Consider the following 15,334-nt stretch of genomic DNA (forward strand, 5'->3'; position numbering starts at 1 on the left):
ACCTGCCCGCATCACGCCGGCGCCGGCCCGCGGCGGGAGGTCAGCCGGCGGGTCGCGAAGTCGGCCGCGTCGGTGAAGCGGAAGAGGCGGGCGACTGCCGACCCCACCGATCCGGTGCGTACCGCCGATCCGGCACCGGCACCGGCGTCCGTGCGCTCGAACTCGGCTCCCAGGGCAGGGAATTCGCTGTCGTCCAGGACCACGTCCTCGTACTCCCACCAGTGGCGGCCGTTCCCGGTGTCCACCACGCAGCGGTACGTGCGCCGTGGAGGGGAGGGGACGCGGTACTCGCCGAGGTGGAAGGCGGTGCAGCAGCCGAAGCCCGTACCCAGCAGCAGTACCTGAGCCCCGGCCTCGTAGAGGAAGGCCAGGGGCGAGTCCTCGCCGAGGTGACAGTCGGGCCGGTGGTGCGCGGTGAGCGGGCCGGCGAGAGGGCCGAGGGCGGTGAACGAGGTCTGAGGATGGTTGCTGCGCACGGCACCCGGAGTCAGCCGGACCGCCTCGGCGAGACGGCCCATGGACGGTGCGGCCGTGGCGGCGGGGTCGAAGGGAGGCATCCGGGCACGGACCGCCTCCGTTTCGCGGTCGGTGAGTCCGTGAACCAGGTGGAGGTAGTGACGCGAGGTGTCGGAGTTCTCCGGTGTGAACGACGGCACCACCAGCGTGCCGTCCGCGCCCAGCGCGTCCCGCAACGCGCCGACCACGGCGCCGGTCCCGCCGTCCACCCTGCCGACGGCCCGCATCGACGCATGGACCAGCAGCGCACCACCGCGCTCCACACCGAGCCGGCGCAGCTGCTCGGCCAGCCCGGCTCGGTCGTGGGCGGCGTTCACCGGACTCTGACCCCGTCGTCGGTACGCACGTGACGCATTCTCACCACGCGGCCCCGCGGGCGATACCCCGCACATCCGGCCACCCCGTGGCCCGGCCCTACCGGCCGAGACGCGGAATCTCGATCGCGGGGCAGCGGTCCATGACCATGTCGAGCCCGGCCGTGCGGGTACGCGCGTAGGCGGCTTCGTCGACGACACCCAGCTGGAACCAGACGGCCTTGGCACCGATGGCCGCGGCCTCGTCCGCGACCCCGCCCGCCAGCTCGCTGTTCACGAACACGTCGACCACGTCGACGTCGAAGGGAATGGCCTCCAGGGACGGATATCCCCGCTCACCGTGGACGGTCTCGGCCTTGGGGTGCACGGGCACGATCCGCTTGCCGTACCGCTGGAGCACGCTCGCGACGCCGTAAGCCGCCCGCCCCTCGTTCGACGACAGCCCCACGACGGCCCAGACGTCGCCGGACTCGGTGAGTATCTTGCGGATGGTGTCCTGGTCGCCGTACATGCCGTGCCTTCCTGCGGACGCGAATACTGACTGACTGCGCAACCTACGGCAGGCGCCGGGGATTCCCCGGCCGAGCGGCGCATAGGGTGGCCGGATGCAGGACCAGTACCGGACCGTCGCCCGTGCGGGCGTGCACGAGACCGAGATCAGCCGCTCGCGCTTCATCTGCGCGCTCGCCCCCGCCGCCACCGAGCAGGAGGCGCAGGACTTCGTCGCACGGGTACGCAAGGAGCACCCCACCGCCTCCCACAACTGCTTCGCGTACGTGATCGGCGCCGACGCCTCCGTGCAGAAGGCGTCCGACGACGGGGAGCCCGGGGGTACGGCGGGCGTTCCGATGCTGCACATGCTCATGCGCCGCGAGGTGCGGTACGTGGCCGCGGTCGTGACCCGCTACTACGGCGGCGTGAAGCTCGGTGCCGGTGGTCTGATCCGGGCGTACGGCGGATCGGTGGGCGAGGCGCTCGACGCGCTCGGCACGATCACCCGCCGACGTTTCCGGCTGGCGACCGTCACGGTGGACCACCAGCGCGCGGGCAAGCTGGAGAACGATCTGCGGGCCACCGGCCGCGCCGTGCGCGAGGTCACATACGCGGAGGCGGTGACCATCGAAATCGGGCTGCCGGACTCCGAGGTCGAAGGATTCACGGCCTGGCTGGCCGATGCCACGGCGGGCAGCGCCACCCTCGAACTCGGCGGGGAAGCGTACGGAGACGCCTGAATCCGTGATTGATGCGGGTTCCGGGGGCCACCGGCGTTAGCGTGGTCGGTGCTGCTCGTGGGATCACGGGTCCGCCCCGGGTGGAGGAAGAGGAACATGCAGGTCGTAGCCGTCGGAGTGATCTCTTGAGGATTCTGCACACCTCCGACTGGCATCTGGGGCGCTCACTCCACCGCGTTCCGATGCTCGACGCGCAGCGGACCTTCCTCGACCACCTCGTGGCCACGGTGCGCGAGCGTGGGGCCGACGCCGTCCTGGTGTCCGGAGACGTCTACGACCGGGCCGTTCCGCCGCTGTCCGCCGTCGAACTGTTCGACGACGCGCTGCACCGGCTCGCCGCCGAAGGCGTCCCGACCGTCATGATCTCCGGGAACCACGACTCGGCCCGAAGGCTCGGTGTCGGCGCGGGCCTGATCGGCCGGGCCGGCATCCATCTGCGGACCGACCCCGAGAGCTGCGGCGCCCCTGTCGTCCTGCGCGACGCGGACGGTGAGGTGGCGTTCTACGGGCTCCCCTATCTGGAACCGGCCCTCGTCAAAGACACGCTCGGCGCCGCGAAGGCCGGTCACGAGGCCGTCCTCACGGCCGCCATGGAACGCGTGCGCGCCGACCTCGCCACCAGGCCCGCCGGGACCCGGTCGGTCGTTCTCGCCCATGCCTTCGTCGCGGGCGGTGAACCGAGCGACAGCGAACGCGACATCACCGTCGGCGGGGTCGCCGCCGTGCCCGCAGGTGTCTTCGACGGCGTCGACTACGTGGCCCTGGGACACCTGCACGGCAGCCAGCGCGTCACCGAGCGCGTGCGCTACTCGGGCTCCCCGCTCGCCTACTCCTTCTCCGAGGCGGATCACCGCAAGACCATGTGGCTGGTCGACCTCGACGCGGAAGGCTCGGTCGCCGCGGAGCGGATCGACTGCCCGGTGCCCCGCCCTCTCGCCCGGCTCCGCGGACGCCTCGACACCCTGCTCGACGACCCCCGCCACGAGCGGCACCAGGAGTCCTGGGTCGAGGCCACCCTCACGGACCCGGTGCGCCCGGACGACCCGATGGCCCGGCTCACGGAGCGCTTCCCGCACACCCTGAGCCTGGTCTTCGACCCCGAGCGGACCCCCGAGGACCCCTCGGCCTCCTACGCACAGCGCCTCAGAGGGCGCGACGACCACCAGATCGCGGAGGACTTCGTGGCCCACGTGCGCGGCGGCAGCGGACCGGACGAGCAGGAGCGCTCGGTGCTGCGCTCCGCCTTCGACGACGTACGCGTGGACGACGGCGTGCACGAGGTGTCCCGTTGAGGCTCCACCGGCTGACGATCACGGCCTTCGGCCCCTTCGGCGCCACCCAGGAGGTCGACTTCGACGCGCTCTCCTCGGCCGGCATCTTCCTGCTCCACGGCCCGACGGGCGCGGGGAAGACCTCGGTCCTGGACGCGGTCTGCTACGGCCTGTACGGGGCCGTGCCCGGCGCCCGGCAGAGCCCTGGGACCTCGTTGCGCAGCGATCACGCCCCGGAAGGACTGACCACCGAGGTCCGCCTGGAGCTGACCGTCGGCGGACGCCGTCTGGAGGTGACCAGGCGCCCGGCCCAGCCGCGCCGGAAGAAGAAGGGCACCGGCTTCACGACGGAGAAGGCGCAGAGCTGGCTGCGCGAGTACGGCGCGGACGACGGCTGGCGCGCACTCAGCCGCTCGCACCAGGAGATCGGTGAGGAGCTGACCGAGCTCATCGGGATGAGCAGGGAACAGTTCTGCCAGGTGGTCCTGCTGCCCCAGGGCGACTTCGCGCGCTTCCTGCGTGCCGACGCCGAGGCCCGCGGCCGGCTGCTCGGCAGACTCTTCGACACCCGGCGCTTCGCGGCGGTCGAGGACCGGCTCGCGGAGCTGCGGCGTGGCGCGGAGGCGCAGGTCAGGGCCGGGGACGAACAGATCGTCGGCCTCGCCCAGCGGATCGCGCAGGCCGCTGGGCCCGCCGGCCGGGAACGGCCGCTGCCCGAGGCCCAGCCCGGCGACCCGGGCCTGGCCGAAGGTGTACTGGAGTGGGCCGCCGTGGCACGCGCCGGGGCACGGGAACGGCTCACGGTCGCCGAGTGGGCCCTCACCGCCGCCGAGAGCCGCCAGGCGGCCGCCCGTCACAGGCTCGACGCGGAACGCGAGCTCGCCAGGCTCCAGCAGCGGTACGAGGAGACCGGGCGCCGCGCCGCCGCTCTCGAGGCGGGCCGCGCCGAACGGGACCGGTGTGCCGAACGCCTGGAACGGGGGCGGAAGGCCGAGCTGGTCGCTCCCGCGCTCGACCTGTGTGACGAGGCGGAGCGCGCGTACCGTGCGGCGAACGAGGAACGCGAGCGTGCACGGGGCCGGCTGCCCGCGGACCTGGCCGACGCGGGCGCCGACCAACTCGCCACGCTGGAACGCCGGTTCCGCCAGGAGCTGGGCGGACTGGAGGCGGCGCGCCGGGCGGAGCGCCGCAGCGCGGAGATCGACGCCGAACGGGCCGCCCTCGAACGGCAGTCGCGTGCCGACGACGAACTGATCCAGGACACCGGGCACTGGCTCGCCGGATGGGAAGCCACCCGCCTCGGACTGCGGGAACGCATCGAGGGCGCGCAGGAGGCGGCGACCCGCGCGGAGCAGCTGGCCGGCCATCTTGCTCCCGCGCGCAGGAGGCTGGAGGCGGCCCGACGGCGAGACGCGCTCGCCGTCGAGGCGGCGGACGCCGCCGAGCGGCTGTCCGAGGCCCGTGAGAGGGCCCTCGCGGCACACGAACACTGGCTGGGCCTGAGGGAACGGCGCCTGCGCGGCATCGCGGCTGAGCTCGCCGCGGGTCTGGTCGACGGTGCGGCATGCACGGTCTGCGGCTCCGCCGAGCATCCCGACCCGGCACGGCCCGGAGACGGGCATGTGGACCGGGCCACCGAGGAGGCCGCGCTCACCGCGCACCGCCGTACCGAAGCGGTGCGCGCCGAGGCGGAGCGCGAACTCGGCTCCGTACGCGAGCGGTTCGCGGCGGCGAGCGCGGACGCGGCGGAGGAGCCGGGCGAGGAGGGCGACGCCGTCGTCCCCTCCGTCGCCGAACTCCACGCACTGGTCGCCGAGTTGACCGGGGAGCACGCTTCGGCCCACCGCCTGGCCGCCGGTATGCACGCGGCGCGGGAAGCGCTCGGCGCCGCCGAGCGCGAGCACGCGGGGCGGCTCGAACAGTTCGGGCAGGCGGAGCGCCGCGCTGCCGCACGTACCTCGCAGCGCGAGGCGCTCGACCGTGAACAAGCTTCCCTGGAAGCGGAGTTGATTGCCGCACGCGGCGAGTCGGCCACGGTCGCAGCCCACGCCCACCGGCTGGAACGCAGGGTCGGACTGCTCGGCGAAGCGGCCGAAGCGGTACGGGCCGAGCAGAGCGCCGCACAGCGGCGCAAGGAGGCCGACGACCGGCTTGCTGACGCGGCGTTCAAGGCGGGATTCCCCACCCCCGCAGTCGCGGCGGCGACCCTCCTCACCGACTCGGAGCACCGCGACCTCCAGCACCGGATCGACGCCTGGCAGGCGGAGGCCGCCGCCGTCGCCGACCGGCTCGACGAGCGGGACGCCCGCGCCGCCGCAGAGCGCCCGCAGGCGGCTCCGGACGCCGCGCAGACCGCGCACGACACCGCCGAGCGGCTGCTGCGGGACGCCGGTTCGGCGCTCGCCGCCGCCCGTGAGCGCTGCTCCGAACTCGACCGGCTGTCGCGCCGGGCCGCCGAGGAGGTACGCGCGCTGGGCCCGCTGCGGCGGGAGTACGAGCGGGTGGCCCGGCTCGCCGGGCTGACCGCGGGCACCTCCGCGGACAACGAGCGCAAGATGCGCCTGGAGGCGTACGTGCTCGCCGCGCGGCTGGAACAGGTCGCGGCGGCCGCCACCGCCCGGCTCCACAAGATGTCGTCGGGCCGCTACACCCTGGTCCACTCGGACGCCCGCTCCGGAGGCCGCCGGGCCGGCCTCGGTCTGCACGTCGTGGACTCCTGGACCGGCCGGGAACGCGATACGGCGACCCTCTCGGGGGGCGAGACCTTCTTCGCCTCCCTCGCCCTGGCACTCGGCCTCGCCGACGTCGTCACCGACGAGGCCGGCGGCGTACGGCTGGACACGCTCTTCATCGACGAGGGCTTCGGCAGCCTGGACGAACAGACCCTCGACGAGGTGCTCGACGTCCTGGACTCGTTGCGGGAACGCGATCGCAGCGTAGGCATCGTCAGTCATGTGGCCGATCTGCGCCGCCGCATCCCCGCCCAGCTCGAAGTGGTGAAGGAGCGGCACGGCTCGGCGGTGCGCCACCGCACTGCGGACGGGCTCAGCGGCTGATCGGACGCCGGGGGAGCGGGGAGGAGTAGACGATGCTGGTGGTCACGGCGCCGAGCGTGCCGATCCGGCCGGTGACCTCCTCCAGATGGCGCATGGACCGGGCGGTGACCTTCAGTACGAAGCAGTCGTCGCCTGTCACGTGGTGGGCCTCGATGATCTCCGGCGTCACGTCCGTCAGATCATGGAAGGGCTTGTAGTTGCCGTTCGGGTAGCGCAGCCGTACGAGCGCCAGGATCGGCATTCCGAGCCTCTCGGGGTCGACCACCGCGGCGTAACCGCTGATCACCCCCAGTTCCTCCAGGCGGCGGACCCGCTCGGTGACCGCGCTCGGGGACATCGCCACGGCGCGCGCCAGGTCGGCGAACGAGGCCCGGCCTTCGCGCTGGAGGACATCGAGGATGCGCCAGTCGGTGGCGTCCGGGGAATAGTCGGTCATGCCGACCAGACAACAGGGAAATCCCCGGCGGATCAAGACGTATGCCGGGGATCATTACTTCCGCAAAATGATCACCGCCCGTAGATTTTTGGCCATGACCTCACAGCAGCTTGCCACCGCATCGAACCCCGTCCTGCGCGTCCCGCCGGCCTCGCCGGCTGCCGCGGCCGCCTACTTCGGCGCCTCCCTCGCCTTCCACGCCGATGTCTCCGACGTCGCGGCGGCCCTTGCGGCGGACGGCGACCCCGGGTTCGTCGTCATCGACTCCCGGTCCACCGCCTCCTGGGACCAGGGGCACATCCCGGGCGCGGTGCACCTGCCCACCGCCCTCATCGCGGAACAGGCCGGCGACCTGCTCGACCCCGCCGTGCCCGTGATCACGTACTGCTGGGGCCCGGGCTGCAACGGCGCCACGCGTGCCGCACTGGCCCTCGCCGAACTCGGCTACCAGGTCAAGGAGATGCTCGGCGGTTTCGAGTACTGGGCGCGCGAGGGCTTCGAGTTCGAGACCTGGGAGGGGCGCGAGCGGCGCTCGGCCGACACGCTCACCGCGCCCGCCGACTCCGACGACTGCGGCTGCTGACCCCGTAGTCACGGGCATCGAGCCCGGACCGCAGCTGACCGGTCCCGGGCCGGACCGCATCCCTTCGTGCGCGGGCGACCGGCCGGACGAGGGGCAGACCGTGACCCGGCCGCCGCCTGGTGAAGACGGCGGCCGAGTGGGGCACGCGGGCTCGGAGCGCGGTCCATGTCGGACCACGAGCCCCTGGTCACGGGCTTCCGCGCAGGCTGCGGATTTGCGTCCGGCTGCGGCCGGGCTCAGGGCTGCGGACCGAGCCACGGCGCCGGCCGGGCCGGACCCGGCCGCGGCGGGCGGCCGGGCCGGACGATCAGAGCCGGGACAGCTCGTCCACCAGGTCGTCCAGGCCGAGGGACCCCTGGGAGAGCGCCGCCATGTGCCACGCCTTCGCGTCGAAAGCGTCGCCGTGCGCCTTGCGGGCGTTCTCCCTGCCCAGCAGCCAGGCACGCTCGCCCAGCTTGTAGCCGATGGCCTGCCCCGGCATCGACAGATACCGGGTCAGCTCGCTCTCGACGAAGTCGGCGGGCCGCCCGCTGTGGTTGCCGAAGAACTCCTGGGCCAGTGCCGGGGTCCACCGCTCGCCGGGGTGGAACGGCGAGTCCGCCGGGATCTCCAGCTCCAGGTGCATGCCGATGTCGACGATCACCCGGCACGCGCGCATCATCTGCGCGTCGAGATAGCCGAGCCGGCGCTCCGGGTCGGGCAGGAAGCCCAGCTCGTCCATCAGCCGCTCCGCGTACAGCGCCCAGCCCTCGGCGTTGGCGCTGACCTGACCCACCGATGCCTGGTAGCGGGAGAGGTTCTCCGCCACGTGCGTCCACTGCGCGATCTGCAGATGGTGGCCCGGAACGCCCTCGTGGTACCAGGTGGAGACCAGGTCGTACACCGGGAAGCGGGTCTCACCCATCGTGGGCAGCCAGGTCCGGCCGGGGCGCGAGAAGTCCTCGGAGGGGCCGGTGTAGTACGGGGCCGCAGCGCCGCCCGCAGGGGCGATGTGGGACTCCACCTTCCGTACCCGCTCGGCGAGTTCGAAGTGGGTGCCGTCGAGCGCCTCGATGGCCTCGTCCATCAGCTCCTGGAGCCAGGCCCGGACCTCGTCGACCCCTTCGATGTGCTTGCCGTGTACATCGAGATGCGCCAGCGCCTCCCAGGGGCCCGCGCCCGGCAGGATCTTCTCCGCCTCCGTCTTCATCTCGACCAGGAGACGGTGGTATTCGGACCAGCCGTACGCGTACGCCTCGTCGAGATCCAGGTCGGTGCCGTTGTAGAAACGCGCCCAGCGGGCGTACCGCTCGCGGCCCACGGTGTCGGGAGCGCCCTCGATCGCCGGGGCGTACACCTCGCTCAGCCAGTCGCGCACCGCCGTCAGCGCGGCAGCGGCCTGACCTGCCGCGCCCTCCAGCTCCGCACGCAGCGCGTCGGGTCCGGGGGCGACGAAGTCCTGGAAGAATCCGGAGCCGTTCGCGCCCGCCCACTCCGTCAGCTGCTCGACGAACGTGGCGGTCGCGCGCGGCCCCCCGTACAGCTTCCGCTCCAGGCCGAGTTCCAGCGAGGCCCGGTAGCCCTCCAGCGCGGCCGGGACGGCCCGCAGGCGGTCCGCTATGGCGGCCCAGTCCTCGTCGGTGTCGGTCGGCATGACCGTGAAGACCCCTCGCAGGCTGTGGGCCGGCGAGTGGAGGTTGGAGACGACCCGCAGACCCTCGTCGGTGTCGTGTACGCCGAGTTCGGCCGTGAGCCGCTCGCGAAGCAGCCGTCCGCACCGGCGCTCGGCGTCACTGTCCGCACCCGGCAGCTTCTCGGCCTCGTCCAGCTTCTTCAGGGTCTCGCGGGCGAGGCCGGCGAGGGCCGCCTGTCCGGCGGGCGAGAAGTCGGGCAGCCGACGTGAGCTTTCGGCGACACCGAGATACGTACCGGTGATCGGGTCGAGTTCGATGAATGCGTCGACGTAGGCGTCGGCGACCTGGCGGGGCAGCGCGCTCTGAGAAGTGTCTGACATGCGGACATCCTCGTACGACGAGGGCCTCCGCGTCACCACCGCCGGAAATCAGCCGACCGGCTGTCCGGGCGGTGGCACGGGCGGCGCTCCCGGCGGCAACAGGGGCCCGCACTCCCACTGCTGGAAGATCAGGCGCGTCTCCACGCGGGCCACTTCGCGGCGCGAGGTGAACTCGTCCAGCACCAGCCGCTGGAGGTCCGCCGTGTCGGACACGGCCACCTGGACCAGATAGTCGTCGGGGCCGGTGAGGTGGAACAGCGCACGGGTCTCCGGCAGCGCCCTGATCCGGTCGACGAACGGGCCGATCAGCTCGCGGCGGTGCGGCCGGACCTGCACCAGGAGCAGTGCCTGCAGCCCCCGCCCCAGACGCGCCGGGTCGAGGCGCAGCTGGTGCCCGAGAATGACGCCGGAGCGGCGAAGCCGCGTCACCCGGTCCATGCAGGTGGACGGAGCCACCCCGACCTCGGCGGCCAGCTCCCGGTAAGTGGTCCGTGAATCGTTCTGGAGGAGGCGCAGAATGTGCAGATCCACCGGATCGAGAACGACAGAATCAGCCATGGTCCGAACGTAACACGGTCATTTTCCTCCTCGGTCCGGCAGCTGTTCAGAGTGGTGACATGGACACCGAAGCCTCGACGACGCCCCGGACCTCACCCCCGTCCCGGGCGCTGGCCACCGAAGCCGTGCACGCCGGACGCGACGACCTCGCCTCCCTCGGCCTGCACGCCCCGCCGCTCGACCTGTCCACCACCTACCCCTCGTACGACTCGAGGGGTGAGGCCGAGCGGATCGACGCCTTCGCCACCACCGGCGCCAGGCCGGACGGGCCGCCCGTCTACGCGCGCCTCGACAATCCGACCACCGGCCGCTTCGAAACGGCACTCGCCCGGCTGGAGGGAACGGAGAGCGCCGTCGCGTTCGCCAGCGGAATGGCGGCCCTCACCGCCGTCCTGCTGGCCCGCGCGAGCATCGGCCTGCGCCACGTGGTCGCGGTCCGCCCGCTCTACGGCTGCAGCGACCACCTCCTGGGCGCCGGGCTCCTCGGCACCGAGGTCACCTGGACCGACCCGGCGGGCATCGCCGATGCGATCCGCGCCGACACCGGTCTCGTGATGGTGGAGACCCCCGCCAACCCGACCCTCGCCGAGGTGGACATCCGTGCCGTCGCGCACGCCTGCGGGTCCGTTCCGCTGCTCGTCGACAACACCTTCGCCACCCCCGTGCTCCAGCGGCCGGTCGAGCACGGTGCCCGCATCGTGCTGCACAGCGCCACCAAGTACCTGGGCGGTCACGGCGACGTGATGGGCGGAGTCGTCGCCTGCGACGAGGAGTTCGCGGCCACCCTGCGCCAGGTGCGGTTCGCCACCGGCGGCGTACTGCACCCGCTCGCCGGCTACCTGCTGCTGCGCGGGCTGTCCACCCTGCCCGTGCGCGTACGGGCCGCTTCGGCCAGTGCTGCAGAACTCGCCAGGCGGCTCACCGCAGACCCGCGCATCGCCCGCGTCCACTACCCGAAGGTGGGCGGCGCGATGGTCTCGTTCGAGGTGTACGGGGACCCGCACCGGGTGATCGCCGCCGTGCGGCTCATCACTCCCGCCGTCAGCCTCGGCAGCGTGGACTCGCTGATCCAGCATCCGGCCTCCATCAGCCACCGCATCGTGGCCGAGGGAGACCGGCAGGCAGCCGGCGTCGGAGACCGGCTGCTGAGGATGTCGGTCGGCCTGGAGGACGTCGAGGACCTGTGGGCCGATCTGTGCCAGGCGCTCAGCGACCCGTCCGGTCGGCCCGCTCGTACGGCGGCAGCGAACGGACGGGAGACGCATCCAGTCGGGCTGTGACGACGAGCGTCCCTTCCTCGATCTGGTAGTCGAGGGGCAGCCCCAGCCCGCGCATCGCCGCGACCATGCCCGTGTTGTGGGCCTGGGTGACGGCGTAGACGCTCTCGCAGCCTGCCTCGACGGCCAGCGCCACCAGTCGGCCCAGCAGCTCCGAGCCGATGCCGCGGCGCTGCCAGTCGTCCTCGACGAGCAGGGCGACCTCGGTCTCGTCGCCGTCCCAGAGCAGGTGGCCGAGCGCCACCAGCTTGCCCGAGGCCGTCTGCACGGCGAGAGTGCGGCCGAAGCGCGGGCTCAGCAGGTGATCGAGATAGCGGCCGGCGTCGCGGACCGGGCCGTGGTAGCGCAGCGCGAGAGTCCGCTCGGAGCAACGGTCGTGCATGGCGCGGGCCGCGGCGAGGTCGCCACGGTCCGCGCGACGCACGGTGATCTCGTTCCCCTCGGGGAGGGTGAGGACGTCCTGGCTGCGCGGGACGCGGGGGCCGAGCCGCGCGTCGAGCTCCACGAGGGCGCGGGCCCGGGCGAACTCGGTCGGTGTGAACGGCAGGTGCGGACGCTCGACGGTGATGACACCGCCTGACGGGTCGCGCAGCCGCATCACGGTCTCCTCCAGCACGCCTTCGACCGGTGCGCTCTCCCCGGTGGGGCGGCCGGTGATGGAGACGGCGGGCAGTGAGTGGATGGTGCAGCGGCCGAGCAGCTGACGCAGCGCCAGGGGGAGTTCGGCGGCGTCCAGTGCCGTACGGGTGGCGAGCCCGAGGACCCGGGTCGGGGTGTCGACCAGGTCGTGGGCGTCCGCGCGCTCGATCCACGTGGAGCTGCCGCCGGCCGCGGAGATCTCCCGGGTGAGCTCCTGCGCTTGCAGAGTGGCGGGCGCTCGCAACAGGAACTCGTCGACGGTTCCGACGGCCAGCGGATGCGTCTGGAGCGTCAGGATGTCCACCCGGAAACGGGCGAGCGCGATGCACAGGGCGGCCAGACTGCCCGGGGCGTCGCGCACGGTCGTGCGCATCCGCCACAGCGTGGTGTCCTCGACGGCCAGTTCGTCCCCCGCCCCCGTTCCGGCGTCCGGTACCACCGCGTCACCGTCCGCGCCCGGCGGGGCGTGGCTGTGGCGCCGTGCCCACCAGGTGTGGAACGCGGCCGTGGCGGCGAGCGCCACGGCCGAGGCGATGAGCAGATAAGGGCCGTCGGGCTGGTGCCCGATCAGGTTGGCGATCGCGTCGGCCACGGCCACCGCCGTGAACAGGGCCGCCAGCTCGATCAGGTCCCGCCGCCAGTGGTGGGTACGGAGTGCGCTCTTCGCGGTTGTCACATCAGTCATGTCCTCACTGTGACCGAGCGGTGTTGCCTGATCACGAACGGCTTGTGACTGATGGGTTACGTGTGGATCTGGCTGACTATCCTCCTCTTTTTGTTGGTTATCCACCGGACCGCCCCGAGCCGTCCTGGGGGGACTCACTGGCCGGTCAGCCCCGGCTGGAGCACCTTGGTGAACAGGACGGTTCCGCCCTGGGCGCGGAGCCGTACCGTCAGCTCGCCGCTGTCTCCGTCGATGTCCACCTCGCCGAAGTACTGCGGCGACTCCATGGGAGAGACGTTCGCCCGCTCGGGAGCCCGCAGGAAGACCCGGTCGGGGCCGAAGGTGGCGTCGAGCTTGTTCGCCGGGAATCCGCCGGCGGCCAGCGGGCCCGAGACGAACTCCCAGAAGGGCGCGAAGTCCTTGAAGGCCGCACGCTCGGGGGAGTAGTGCTGCGCCGAGGTGTAGTGGACGTCGGCCGTCAGCCACACCGTGCCGGTGATCCGCTGCCGCTTGATGTGCCGCAGGAGTTCGGCCACCTGCAGTTCGCGGCCGAGCGGGGTGCCGGGATCGCCCTGGGCGACCGCTTCGAAGTTCGTCGCCCCGTCCGGGACGACCAGCCCCAGCGGCATGTCCGCGGCGATCACCTTCCAGGTGGCACGCGACCGCGACAGTTCCCGCTTGAGCCAGGCGAGCTGTTCGGCGCCGAGGATGCCGGTGGTGTCGTCGGCCTGCCGGTTGGGGGAGTTGGCGTTGCGGAAGGAGCGCATGTCCAGGACGAAGACGTCCAGCAGCGGCCCGTGGCGTACGACGCGGTACATCCGCCTCCCGGCGGAGGGCCCGTGCGCAGCCGGTGCCGGGACGTACTCGCTGAACGCCCGCGACGAACGGGCCGCCAGCACGTCGACGTTCTTCTCGGTGTAGCGCGGGTCGTCGAGGATCTGGCCGGGATACCAGTTGTTACGCACCTCGTGGTCGTCCCACTGGACGATGGAGGGCACCTGCGCGTTGAACGCGCGCACGTTCTCGTCGAGCAGGTTGTACCGGAAGTTGCCGCGGTACTCGTCGAGCGTCTCGGCGACCTTCGCCTTCTCCTCGGTGGTGATGTTGCGCCAGATCCGGCCGTCGGGCAGCGTCACGCTCGGCTCGATGACCCCGTCCGCGTAGATGCTGTCGCCGCTGCAGAGGAAGAAGTCCGGGTCGAGGCGGCGCATCTCGTCGTACACCCGGTAGCCCCCGATGTCGGGGTTGATGCCCCAGCCCTGGCCCGCGATGTCGCCCGACCACAGGAAGCGCACACCGTCGCGGCGCCGCGCGGGCGCCGTCCGGAACGATCCGTACACCGGCCTGCCCGTCCGGCGCGGATCGTGCGGGTCGGTGAGCGTCACCCGGTAGTGCACCCGCTCGCCCGGCGGCAGCCCGTACAGGGCGGTCGTGCCGGTGAAGTCCGTGCGGGACCCGATAAGCGGGCCGTGCCATCTGCGGGCCCTGCGGAACGACTCCGTGGCCGACGTCTCCACGAGCATCTGCGCCGGACGGTCCGAACGCACCCACACCAGGGCGGACGACGAGGTCACCGCACCCGTCTGGACACCCCATGCCGCACCGGGCCGGCCGGAGAGCGCGAAGGCGGGGGCGGCGGCGACGGTGCCCGGCAGGGCGACGGCGGCCGAGGCGAGGAGCGAGCCGCGCAGGAGGGTGCGACGGCCGGGGTGAGGGACGTGCGGACGCGACGACATCGGTGGGCCTCCAGGGCGAGGGGCGGTCGGGGCGAGCTGACTGCTGCCGACCCATGCCTAGTGCCCGAGGGCGGCCACCGGCCCAACCCCAGGTGAACAGGTGGCCCTTGGCCCTTGGCCGCTCCTGGGCACCCTGGGTTGCCCTCGGCCGCTCTTGGGCATCTGGGCCCCGCCCTCGGGCACCGACGTACCGCCGCGGGACCGGACCGCTCAGCGGCTCGTGTCGAGAATGACGCGCGCCACCGCCGCCGGGTCGTCGTTCATCGGGACATGACCGCAGCCCGGCAGCCGCACCAGGCGGGCCCCGGGGATGGTCTGCTTGGCGCGGATCCCCTGCCGGCGCAGCAGCAGCCTGTCCTGGCTGCCCCAGGCGATGGTCACGGGGAGGCCGGGCACGTCGTCCGTGAAGGCGACACTCCTGCCGACCGCCAGGGTCTGATGGAAGCCGGTCGCCTCCCGCAGGGCGAAGGTCTCGGCGACCACGGCCTCGGGTGAACGGCGGCCGGGCCGGGCGTAGATGGTGCTCGTCAGCGCGGCGCGGCCGACCGCCCGGGTTGAGAGCCGTTGGATCAGGGGAGCCGGCATCGACAGGGCGGCCCGGCGCATCGCGCGCAGCGTCGAGAAGGCGTAGCGGCGCTCGCCCTGTGTCCAGAATCCGGCCGGGGACAGCGCCGTCACCGACCGGACGAGCTTGAGACGGCCGAGCTCCAGGGCGAGCAGGCCGCCCAGGGAGTTCCCCGCGACATGCGGCTGTCCGACACCGATCTCCTCACAGAAGGCGCCGAGCACGGGAGCCACGGTGGCCAGGTCGTACGGGAGGCCGTCCGGCAGCCCGGGGGAGGCGCCGAATCCGGGGAGGTCCAGGGCGATGACATCCCGCTCCGCGGCAAGGATCCGCAGCACCGGGTCCCACGCCTGACGGTGGTGTCCGATGCCGTGGAGCAGCAGCAGCGGCTCTCCGGATCCGGTTCGCTCGTACGCTATCGACACGCTGTGGCGCTCTCCGGCGGAACCGGCGGTGAACGAGGCCGTGGTGGCCATACGGCTGCTCCCAGAGGA

General features: G+C 72.5%; 13 protein-coding genes. 5 read left to right on the forward strand and 8 right to left on the reverse strand.

Features of this window, described 5'->3' with window-relative positions; all coding sequences use genetic code 11:
• Positions 1-11: 11 nt before the first annotated feature.
• Positions 12-833 carry an AAC(3) family N-acetyltransferase gene (locus tag AB0C82_RS26380; RefSeq protein ID WP_362846381.1) on the reverse strand — a complete coding sequence of 274 codons (822 nt, stop codon included), beginning with the start codon at positions 831-833 and terminating at the stop codon, positions 12-14.
• A 97-nt stretch (positions 834-930) separates the two neighbouring features.
• Positions 931-1,341 carry a CoA-binding protein gene (locus AB0C82_RS26385; RefSeq protein WP_362846383.1) on the reverse strand — a complete coding sequence of 137 codons (411 nt, stop codon included), beginning with the start codon at positions 1,339-1,341 and terminating at the stop codon, positions 931-933.
• Positions 1,342-1,435: 94 nt separating this feature from the next.
• Here AB0C82_RS26385 and AB0C82_RS26390 point away from each other — a divergent pair, with 94 nt between their 5' ends.
• The 3 genes from AB0C82_RS26390 to AB0C82_RS26400 all read left to right on the forward strand — a co-directional run bounded on the left by AB0C82_RS26390 (position 1,436) and on the right by AB0C82_RS26400 (position 6,389).
• Complete coding sequence (locus AB0C82_RS26390) at positions 1,436-2,062, forward strand: YigZ family protein (protein WP_362846385.1); 627 nt, start codon at positions 1,436-1,438, stop codon at positions 2,060-2,062.
• 125 nt (positions 2,063-2,187) lie between these two features.
• Entirely contained in the window at positions 2,188-3,354 is a 1,167-nt protein-coding gene (locus tag AB0C82_RS26395) for an exonuclease SbcCD subunit D (RefSeq protein WP_362846387.1), read from the forward strand.
• Complete coding sequence (locus AB0C82_RS26400; protein ID WP_362846389.1) at positions 3,351-6,389, forward strand: SMC family ATPase; 3,039 nt, start codon at positions 3,351-3,353, stop codon at positions 6,387-6,389. The genes AB0C82_RS26395 and AB0C82_RS26400 overlap by 4 nt, the downstream gene beginning before the upstream one ends.
• On the opposite strand, the gene AB0C82_RS26405 is transcribed toward AB0C82_RS26400, so the two are convergent.
• Positions 6,379-6,825, reverse strand: coding sequence for an Lrp/AsnC family transcriptional regulator (locus tag AB0C82_RS26405; protein WP_362846391.1), 447 nt, complete (start codon positions 6,823-6,825; stop codon positions 6,379-6,381). The genes AB0C82_RS26400 and AB0C82_RS26405 overlap by 11 nt on opposite strands.
• Positions 6,826-6,919: 94 nt before the next feature.
• Here AB0C82_RS26405 and AB0C82_RS26410 point away from each other — a divergent pair, with 94 nt between their 5' ends.
• Positions 6,920-7,408, forward strand: coding sequence for a rhodanese-like domain-containing protein (locus tag AB0C82_RS26410; RefSeq protein ID WP_362846393.1), 489 nt, complete (start codon positions 6,920-6,922; stop codon positions 7,406-7,408).
• Between the two features lie 307 nt (positions 7,409-7,715).
• On the opposite strand, the gene AB0C82_RS26415 is transcribed toward AB0C82_RS26410, so the two are convergent.
• Entirely contained in the window at positions 7,716-9,401 is a 1,686-nt protein-coding gene (locus tag AB0C82_RS26415) for a DUF885 domain-containing protein (RefSeq protein WP_362846395.1), read from the reverse strand.
• Positions 9,402-9,449: 48 nt separating this feature from the next.
• The gene (locus AB0C82_RS26420) at positions 9,450-9,959 is read right to left on the reverse strand and encodes an Lrp/AsnC family transcriptional regulator (RefSeq protein ID WP_362846397.1); all 510 of its coding nucleotides are present in this window, start codon (positions 9,957-9,959) and stop codon (positions 9,450-9,452) included.
• Between the two features lie 59 nt (positions 9,960-10,018).
• On the opposite strand from AB0C82_RS26420, the gene AB0C82_RS26425 reads away from it, so the two are divergent.
• Positions 10,019-11,239, forward strand: coding sequence for a PLP-dependent transferase (locus AB0C82_RS26425; protein ID WP_362846399.1), 1,221 nt, complete (start codon positions 10,019-10,021; stop codon positions 11,237-11,239).
• On the opposite strand, the gene AB0C82_RS26430 is transcribed toward AB0C82_RS26425, so the two are convergent.
• The 3 genes from AB0C82_RS26430 to AB0C82_RS26440 form a co-directional block, all read right to left on the reverse strand.
• Positions 11,166-12,551 (reverse strand): GNAT family N-acetyltransferase, encoded by a 1,386-nt coding sequence (locus AB0C82_RS26430; RefSeq protein ID WP_362846664.1) that lies wholly within the window; start codon positions 12,549-12,551, stop codon positions 11,166-11,168. The genes AB0C82_RS26425 and AB0C82_RS26430 overlap by 74 nt on opposite strands.
• Before the next feature lie 143 nt (positions 12,552-12,694).
• A complete protein-coding gene (locus tag AB0C82_RS26435) occupies positions 12,695-14,275 on the reverse strand; it encodes an alkaline phosphatase D family protein (RefSeq protein ID WP_362846401.1) in 1,581 nt (526 codons plus the stop codon).
• A gap of 210 nt (positions 14,276-14,485) precedes the next feature.
• The gene (locus tag AB0C82_RS26440; protein ID WP_362846403.1) at positions 14,486-15,316 is read right to left on the reverse strand and encodes an alpha/beta fold hydrolase; all 831 of its coding nucleotides are present in this window, start codon (positions 15,314-15,316) and stop codon (positions 14,486-14,488) included.
• Between the last annotated feature and the right edge of the window lie 18 nt (positions 15,317-15,334).

The sequence above is a fragment of the Streptomyces sp. NPDC048560 genome, from assembly GCF_040650955.1.
GTDB lineage: Bacteria > Actinomycetota > Actinomycetes > Streptomycetales > Streptomycetaceae > Streptomyces.